Below are 6722 nucleotides of genomic sequence, written 5' to 3' on the forward strand. Positions count from 1 at the left end.
AAGAACTCATAGGATTTATTGTTATTGTTGTTCATGGATGCAAAGATACGCTCTTTCTTGCATTCTACAACTTATAACTTCAACCTTTATTTTCTTATAGTCAACACGGATTTATACATGTGCCCCACGATAACTCTTGATCCTTCCCAGGCTGATACTCATTCGGACCAACCTGTAGAAGGGGATGCAAAGATAACTGTGAATCAGAATTACTGGGACGAGATTTCATGGCATCATTGATCGGAAGGGACTTTGTGGATGTTTGCTGGAGCATTTGAAAAATGCGGGGAGAATCCGGCCCTGAAAAGGGAATTCTCTGTTTTAAGATCCACCTGTTTTAATCTATTTACTATAAAAACATTGATAAAAAGGTGATACGTGATAATTTTATCCAGACATCTGCTGTAAGCCCTGAGTGATCCTCTGATGTGAGAATCTCGTCCCTTTACTTGATGGGAAAGGTTTAGATATGATTTTTATAAGATAGACTTCTTTGGAGGAAGTTTATTGTTCTTCACGCGAAGATGGCTATTTGTGTAGTTCATCTTCGCGGATTTTTGTTGGGAATGATCTGTTTTATGATGATCTGATGACGGTTAGGATGGCGTGTCGTAAAACTGACATGGAGCCAACTTGCGTTTGCAAGTCGTCTGCCTGACGGTTCGGAGATAAGTTGGTCAAAGTCAGTGTTCTCCTGGATGAAATTAAAATACTTAACTGCTTTTTCGGATGAACCAATATAAATATCGGCTGCTTCTCCACAGCAGTGCTGTGAATTAATGACACCCCCGATCCGTTCATTCAACTCTTTGCTGCGAAATCCACTTGTGATAATAATGGCACCGAAACGGAGTCTTAATGGTTCCAGGACAGAGGAACATAAGATGTATAGACTTCTCCATTGTTCTGTATCTGGTTCATTGATCAGATTGTGCCGGAGAGCTGTTTCGGACCTTTTCATTTCCCACTTGCTGAAGTGTGGGGTTAGCAACTCGTTTTCTTTAGTGTTATTCATGATACCTGTTTTTAATGATGTGCTTGATCATTGCCGAATTTATCGTTTCGACAGGTATAAAGGTAGGGTAAAGCCATTCAAATATCAAATAATTTTGGCATATCTTCTCAATATTATTCAGGTAAATGAAGATTTATCAACTTGATAGATCATCTGCCTTTTCAAGTATGATTACTTTTTCAGAAATCCCTCATCTGTTATCTCTCTCTCCTCATTTTGTTTACTTTTTGTCAACACCAGCATCTTGTCCAAGATTTGGAGACCCAGGAGCAGTTTTCTGCCACGGATGTCTTGTCATCCGTTCAGTCTCGTCAATTTCATCTTAAAGTATTTTTTCCGGATGATCCACACTCTGATGAGCCAGATCGCAAAGAATCCGTTGCTGACAGATTCATAGATCGCATCCCAGGGGGCTCCGATATGGATAATTCGTTTGATAAGCCATAGTACCATATCAATATTGAACAGAATATTCCATATTCTCTCCCGGTCACAGAATTGTACTTCGCAAACATCCTCGTCATTAACGATAGGTACAGTAGTAGAGGATTCAATAAATTTGAACATACTTTTAATAGTGATATTGTAAGTTCCTGTGGGAATACGGAGATGTATTGGTGCGTCCTTCATGACGCCCAGAATCTGTCCGTTGATGCTCAGATAATGGGGGATCGCAATTTTTTGTTTTTTAGGAGTAATAATGATTTCTGCCATGATGAGTTGAATGATTGTATTGATTACGTGCAAAGATAAAACTTAAATCGGGATAATCAATAGTTGGATGGCGAAAAACTCAAAAAGCATCTCTGAAGGGAGAAATATTCGCCGAAATTGATTACCTTTGTTTATTGAACTATAGCATATTGTCGTCGATAGAAAAGAATCTTCTTTATCCTTTTCTAAGGATAAAAAAATCTTTTTTATGATGTTTACTTTTTACTTGTAATTGCACTCTCCTTCTTGTGTCTTGCGCTGGCGGGAATAAGATATATTACGGTTTGCTTGAATATGCGGCGGAGTGAGGAAATGGTTAAAATGGATGTTTCTTTTGAATTCTCCCTCCTTGAGGGACTCTATTAATATTTTTCTTCCCTTATAGAGTGATTATTTTAGCATTGAATGAGTAGCTTGGATATGACCATAATGCACCATTTTGGGGGGTCAAAATGCACCATATCGGTATAGCAAAATGCACCATTTTGGTGGGGCGAAATGCACCATTTTGGTCAGCATTGAGTCATTCGTGAAAGAGGTTGAAGGGAAATATGACTAGGTCCTCAATGCGAATGATCGTTTCTGTACGGAGGGACTGACGGTCTTGCTGGATTATCTTTGCTGTCAGGATGCTGACTTGGTGTTGACGGACTATCTGACTGAAAATCCTAAAGGGAAGGTGCTTCCTCAAAGACAGTATCATCTTGTTCCGGGACGGAGTCTTGACCTTGATAAGGTTTGTCTTAATAGAAACCTGGAGAACTTCTAGATGTGTGGGATATGCTATAGAAGCCTTTTTCCTGTTGTCTGTCAATACAGGCAGACGGAAGGGATCTCCTAACAGATAAGTAATGGGTGTTCTTTCCCATAGTTGCGGTACAGATGGTTTGTTACATGCACCAACTGGTTTATTGTTATCTTTTGGGCAGATTTCCTTTTATGAAAAGACCAGGATTAATAAAAAACTTCCAAATGGAAATAAAAATATTTAAATTAATCGGTGATTATTTTGGATTATAAAATTAATTCGTTATATTTGTTCTTACGTGGAAAGCATTAGATGTATAGCCTCTTTAAGAATAAAGGTGTAGAATTATGGAATGTTTCGAAATAACGGGCTTTGGATAGTTTCGTAGATAAATAAAATGATTTGATAATTGTTGTTTCTCTGGGAGAAAAATACTCTTCTGATGAAATGGTAACTTATCATGGTATTAATAGTGAAAGAAAACTGATTGTTGTCTATTTCACTCTGTTTTTTTGCGTCTTCATCTTCTTAATGGGATGGTAGTACTTGAATATGGTTCCAACAGAATGGATATATTGTTGAATAGTTACAATATTATAAGTAATGGTAAATAAAATATAAAATAATGATTAAAAGTTTTACATAACAGAACTTTTACTATCTTTGTTCATAGATATTAAAATTAAAGTTTTCGGTTGGTTACCTGATGAGAGAGTGGCTTTGAGACCGGAAAAGAAGCAATTGATCGAAATAAGCAATTCTTTACATTTGGGACGGCCAGTTGTTCAATTTAAAATGAAGAAAAGTATGAAAAAATCATTATTTGTTTTAGCATTTTGTCTGTTTGGTTTATTTGTATCAGCCCAGACGGTTAACACACCGCAGACCGGAGTAATGTCGAAGCATCGCACCGAATGTCGTAGCGATCAGAAGCATAATTGCCGGATGGCAAAGAAATCTAAGGCTTGGCCTAAGGGCAAATCAGGCAAGGCCTGTAAACCTTCTAAACGGATGAGGCGGAAATGTACTAATGCAAAATGTAACCCGTCTGCAATGAAGAGGATGAGGAAACAGAAGAATTCTAATCCTGGTGTTCCATCGAAACCTGTAATGAAGGAAAATCAGAAATAAAAGTTTGAAGGTAAGAAGATAAATGGCTAAGTGTGAAGGATGGGGGACTTCCTCTCAATTCACACTTAGTTTTTTCATGTAAAACTTGATTAGAAAATGCCGTATGTTGATGATCACATACGGCATTTTCTATAAATAGATTCGATTTTGGAGATCAGGCGCCATGGAAGAGATAGGTCTTCTGGGTATTGGCAGCCATACGGGTAAATAGTTCCTCCGTCAGTTGATCAGCTACTTTCAGAGCTTTGTTCAGTATACCATCAGAAAAGTCTTGAAGCATATCCTGAGCTTTCATTGGCTGTTGCTGGTAGAGTTTCAGATATTCAGCTTCCATTTCTTTCTGGCGCTGATCAGTTTCTGCCTCAAATCTGGCATAAGTCTCCTTGATGAGTGGAGCATATTCATTATAGTTGACCATGCCGAGCGTCATCACCTTACGGAAGATCCAGTAAGCAGAGTCCTTGCTGGAGTGCCCGTCTCCGATCCGGTAAGCTTTCGGGAAAGAACGCACACCTTCATAGAGTGGAAGGAACACTCCGAGATCAGCCATACCTTCAGCTACATAAGTGATGCAACCGATAGCAGAAGGCAGTTCCGGACGAACCTGAAGCAGATGGGTCTGTGTCGTACGGAAGATAGATACCGGGCGATAGGGTTCCTTCGGGTTGCTGTGCAGATAAGGGTCATGATCCGTATTGTCGTAATGGAAGCGAAAGGCACGGCGCATGTCAGCGATACTGATTTTCTGATCAGCTTTAGCAAATACAGGGAAGGTGTTCTTTGTCACATCATTCTGGATGGAAGGGCTGAACATTTTCTGCAGTCCCCATACACGAGGGTAATTATAAGTTGTGTCCTCCTTTTCGTCACGGGAGTACGCTTCATGGAAATCGAAATCCCCTTTTGAAGGATCATAGAGTTGATTCTTGACAGCAAAGTCGATAAGGTCAGGAGCAGCCATGTAGTTTTTCTTGTCTTTCGGGTCATATTTTCGGAACCGACTTTGGTTTCCGGTGACGAAATATTTATCAGCAGGTATCCGGCAGGCCAGCCAGCGATGACCGCAGGCATTCTCGAGATACCAGATTTCCTTATCATCAATGAAACTGATGCCGAATCCCTCAGCAGAACCATATTTCTCGATCATTGCTCCCAGGCGTTCTGCACCCTCGCGGGCAGTGCGGATATAGGGCAGGACAACATTATAGATGGAGTTCTCTGCCAGTCCGTTTTCCAGGTATGGGTCGAAGGACAAGGCCTTGTCACTGCTGAAGATCGTTTCCGTAGAGCTCATGCCAATACCTGCTGTATTAAATCCTGCACTTCCCCATTCTCCATGGAGATGATAGGGGGATAGAGCCTGATAACCCAACGCCTTCTGAGGGAGTTCGCAGCGGAAGGTGCTGTCCTTAGCCACAAATTCTTTCGGGCCACAATTTGTATCCTCGAAAATTTCAAAGTTCTTGGCGTACATGGCATCCCAGTCCTCTGAACGGGCTGCGATGCGCGAACCGTCACTCGTCATCTTGTCACCTACGATGATCGTTGTGCATTCTGACGGTAATTTAACCGTTGATTTTTTGTTCTTCATATCTTTGTCTTGTAGTGAATTTATTATATTCTCAAGTACAGATCATGAAAGGTCTGATCCAACTTCCCGATATCTGTTGATTGCCCAAACCTGTTCTTTTGTTAATAAGAAGGGCAAATCAACTGCGTTATGACAAAGGTAAGCATAAAATCCGGAAAATCATGCTTTCCGTTAATACTTTTTATCAGTTCCTTCTGCGATCTTCTGTTTTCTTGTCACGATAATAGGATAAAGAAGATTTTATCCCTGAATTACTAAAGATAAATAAAAGTCTATACAGCGGTAGTCTATCGTTTGATGAACTATCACCCACTAAGTGATTGCTATTTCAAAGAGAAGATATAACGCTGTATTCTCTCCAGAAACTCGCATGCCTCCTGTCCATCCATCTGCACATGATGAAACTGAAAAGAGATCTGGAGTTTGGTGGCTTTGTCCTCTTTTTTCCTGTATCTGCCCCAGATCAGGAAAGGATTATTGAAAATGCCACTGTACATGTTGACGACTCCGTCAAGATCATATTTTACCAGACTCGAAGTTCCGATAATCATAGAATCCTCGATTTCGAAGTCTTTGCAAGTTTGATACACTTCTTCAGTCAATTTCAGGTAAGAGTCATTGAAACTTCTGATGTCCGCGGCAAACGGGAGGTCACAGGCATTGATACCACCCTTCCTGTTTGCGACAATGACATTTACTCCAATCTGATCATATTCGAACATCTTCTTGCCCACCGGAAGCAGCAGAAATTCTTTCGTGTCATTGGCAGCACGGGCAATACAATAACACATCAGCATGTTCAACTTATAACCACTGGATTTGAGTTGTATCAGGTTTGATATATCAAAGGTCTTGAACAGGGTGACCATAGGCATAGGAGCATTGATATACAATTCCCAGCTTCTGGCCCTGCGAGTTTCCATTGGATTTACTTCTTTCATCGTTAAAGATTTTCTTCTGTGTGGTGATTGCGGTACTAATTTTTGTTAATTCAAAATATATATCTTTGTAAATAGCTAAAATACAACTACTTTTATGGAAAAATACAGACCGATGTTGCTCAAAGACTTTTTCAGTAGATTTCCTGACGAGGATAGTTGTGTTGTCGATTCTTCAGAGACAGCAAGAAGGAGAAATTCGATTTGTTTGACCACCTTATTAGAATATCAGCTCAATACACATCAGATATAAAATGGAGGGATTATGAGAAGATGGCCAACGCTATTAATATTTGTTAGTACCGCAATCACCACACAGAAAGATTTTCTGTAGTTATTTCCATTCATAGAAAGTCTATCAGAAGGAACTTTCACAAGAGTGGTTTTTCCATTACTTATTATATCCGCCTTCTTCCAGATCAAACGTTGTGTTCACAAAGGTAAATATAATTGATTTAAATGATTATCCTCAATTAGGTGATTAATAATTTTGAGGTTTTCTCGATATTCCTTATCTTTGCATCAATTATCAAAACCTCGTCAAGATGAAACTGATAGAATTTTCAAAACGTTTCCCCGATGAAG

The 6722-nt window shown here is 39.6% G+C and carries 5 protein-coding genes; 1 reads left to right on the forward strand and 4 read right to left on the reverse strand.

Annotation, left to right across the window (positions count from 1 at the left end; genetic code table 11):
* Nucleotides 1-541: 541 nt before the first annotated feature.
* Entirely contained in the window at nt 542-1015 is a 474-nt protein-coding gene (locus ACYRYG_RS13030; protein WP_293419087.1) for a D-Ala-D-Ala carboxypeptidase family metallohydrolase, read from the reverse strand.
* Nucleotides 1016-1309: 294 nt separating this feature from the next.
* On the reverse strand, nt 1310-1729 hold the full coding sequence (locus ACYRYG_RS13035; protein ID WP_293423743.1) for a hypothetical protein: 420 nt from the start codon (nt 1727-1729) through the stop codon (nt 1310-1312).
* A gap of 1555 nt (nt 1730-3284) precedes the next feature.
* On the opposite strand from ACYRYG_RS13035, the gene ACYRYG_RS13040 reads away from it, so the two are divergent.
* Nucleotides 3285-3608, forward strand: coding sequence for a hypothetical protein (locus tag ACYRYG_RS13040; protein WP_460198449.1), 324 nt, complete (start codon nt 3285-3287; stop codon nt 3606-3608).
* 154 nt (nt 3609-3762) lie between these two features.
* Here the strand turns inward: ACYRYG_RS13040 and ACYRYG_RS13045 are convergent, their stop codons facing one another.
* Entirely contained in the window at nt 3763-5199 is a 1437-nt protein-coding gene (locus tag ACYRYG_RS13045; RefSeq protein ID WP_293427765.1) for a C69 family dipeptidase, read from the reverse strand.
* A 323-nt stretch (nt 5200-5522) separates the two neighbouring features.
* Nucleotides 5523-6140, reverse strand: a complete 618-nt coding sequence (locus ACYRYG_RS13050) for a CatA-like O-acetyltransferase, family 2 (RefSeq protein ID WP_460198450.1) — start codon at nt 6138-6140, stop codon at nt 5523-5525.
* Between the last annotated feature and the right edge of the window lie 582 nt (nt 6141-6722).

This window comes from Segatella asaccharophila (assembly GCF_054687055.1).

What these genes read in the sequence shown, in the direction of transcription:
- ACYRYG_RS13030 (WP_293419087.1), bottom strand. Translation starts at nt 1,015, where the DNA reads ATGAATAACACTAAAGAAAACGAGTTGCTAACCCCACACTTCAGCAAG.
- ACYRYG_RS13035 (WP_293423743.1), bottom strand. Translation starts at nt 1,729, where the DNA reads ATGGCAGAAATCATTATTACTCCTAAAAAACAAAAAATTGCGATCCCC.
- ACYRYG_RS13040 (WP_460198449.1), top strand. Translation starts at nt 3,285, where the DNA reads ATGAAAAAATCATTATTTGTTTTAGCATTTTGTCTGTTTGGTTTATTT.
- ACYRYG_RS13045 (WP_293427765.1), bottom strand. Translation starts at nt 5,199, where the DNA reads ATGAAGAACAAAAAATCAACGGTTAAATTACCGTCAGAATGCACAACG.
- ACYRYG_RS13050 (WP_460198450.1), bottom strand. Translation starts at nt 6,140, where the DNA reads ATGAAAGAAGTAAATCCAATGGAAACTCGCAGGGCCAGAAGCTGGGAA.